Origin of the sequence: Mycobacterium sp. (assembly GCF_049280035.1) — a bacterium.
Classification (GTDB): Bacteria; Actinomycetota; Actinomycetes; order Mycobacteriales; family Mycobacteriaceae; genus Mycobacterium.
Window position 1 is genome coordinate 1 of sequence record NZ_JBAPPI010000874.1, and the last position, 1,863, is coordinate 1,863.

A 1,863-nucleotide genomic window follows, 5' to 3' on the forward strand; every position below is an offset into this window, starting at 1 on the left:
GAGCAACGCCGGACTCGTCGCTGGCGACGGCGCCTCGCTGCTGGTCGACACGCTATTCGATCTGGCGCTGACCCGCGAAATGCTGGCCGCGATGGCGCCCGTCACCGACCGCGCACCGATCACCGACGCGCTGATCACCCACTCCAACGGTGACCACACCCACGGCAATCAACTGCTGGACCGCTCGGTGCGGGTGATCGCCGCCAAGGGCACCGCCGAAGAGATCGCCCACGGCATGGCTCCCGAGATGCTGGTGATGACCCAGACCGCCGACCTCGGTCCGGTAGCCACCGGATATCTGCGAGAACGGTTCGGCCCCTTCGACTTCGGCGGCATCACCGTGCGCAACGCCGACCAAACCTTCGACGACCAGCTGACCATCGAGGTTGGCGGCCGGGAGGTGCACCTGCTGAATCTGGGCCCGGCGCACACCGCAGCGGACTCAGTTGTGCACGTGCCGGACGCGGGGGTGCTGTTCGCCGGTGACCTGCTGTTCATCGGTTGCACGCCGATCGTGTGGGCCGGCCCGATCGCCAACTGGGTTGCGGCCTGCGACACGATGATCGCCTTGGACACGCCGACGGTGGTGCCGGGCCACGGCCCGGTCACCGACACGGACGGAATTCGCGCGGTACGTGGGTATCTCGTCCACGTCGCCGAGCAGGCCGAAGCCGCCTACAACAAGGGCCTGTCGTTCGTCGAGGCGGCCGACACCATCGATCTCGGCGAGTACGCGAGCTGGCTGGACGCCGAGCGCGTCGTAGTCAACATTTATCAGCGCTATCGCGAACTCGACCCGGGCACACCGCAATTACCCGCGATGGGGTTGCTGGCGATGCAGGCCGAGTGGTTCGCCAAGCATTCATGACGCGCAGCCGCGGCTAGCGCCGGGTCGCCCGGACGAAGCTGATCGAGGCGGGCGCGCCCGCCCGTGCTTCGGCCTCCAGCGGCGCCAGTCCGGCCGCGTCGAACAGGTCGGCCAGTACGAACGTGGCGGTGTCCCACCGGTCGGTCCGCAGGTGCGCCGCCACGTCGGTGTGCTCGCCCGGGTAGGTCAAGTCGGGGATGTGCAGATCCAGGCCGTGTTCGCGCCAGCGGTCGGTCATGATCCGAGCCTGCCGCTGCTCCTCCTCGGTCTGACCGCGCACCGAGCCGTAGTCCGCGGCGAATGTGCTGCCCCCCGCGCTGAGCGCGGTGATGTGATCCAGCAGACGAACTTCGGCCTCGGGCGGCAGAAATCCGATGAGCACCCCCTCGGCCAGCCACGCCGTCGGTTGGCGGGGATCGAAGCCCGCGCGTTGCAGCGCCGCCGGCCAGTCCTCACGAAGGTCGATGCCGACCGGGCGGTGCTCGGCGCCGGGTACAGCGCCGAGTTCGGACAGTGTGGTGGTCTTGAACTCGATGACCTCGGGCTGATCGATTTCGTAGAGGGTGGTTCCGGCCGGCCAGGACAGCCGGTACGGGCGGGCGTCCAGCCCGGACGCCACGATCACCACCTGACGCACGCCCGCGCCACTGGCTTCGGTGAAGTAATCGTCGTAGAACCGGGCTCGGGCAGCGAAAGTGTCGACCATCCGCGGAAAGCCCGCGCCGTCGTCGACGCCGTCGAAATCCAGCTCGCCGGCGGCCACCTTGGTGAAAAGATCCAGCCCGACCGCGCGGACCAGCGGCTCGGCGAAGGGATCGTCGATCACCGGGTGAGGACGTCGGCTGGCCGCCGCCCGGGCGGCGGCCACCATGGTGGCGGTAGCGCCGACGCTGCTGGCCAAATCCCAGGTGTCGCGGTCAGTTCTTGCCATGTGTGCTCCTTGGATGCGGCTTCTTCTCCACGGTAGGCGCGGACGCCGCCCGTCTCCCCTACGG

General features: G+C 68.8%; 2 protein-coding genes. One reads left to right on the forward strand and one right to left on the reverse strand.

Features of this window, described 5'->3' with window-relative positions:
* A partial coding sequence (locus tag WAN71_RS27825) for an MBL fold metallo-hydrolase (protein WP_422228411.1) occupies window positions 1-868 on the forward strand: 868 nt, incomplete at its 5' end.
* A 13-nt stretch (window positions 869-881) separates the two neighbouring features.
* Here WAN71_RS27825 and WAN71_RS27830 read toward each other — a convergent pair.
* On the reverse strand, window positions 882-1,799 hold the full coding sequence (locus WAN71_RS27830; protein ID WP_422228412.1) for a class I SAM-dependent methyltransferase: 918 nt from the start codon (window positions 1,797-1,799) through the stop codon (window positions 882-884).
* Window positions 1,800-1,863: the final 64 nt, after the last annotated feature.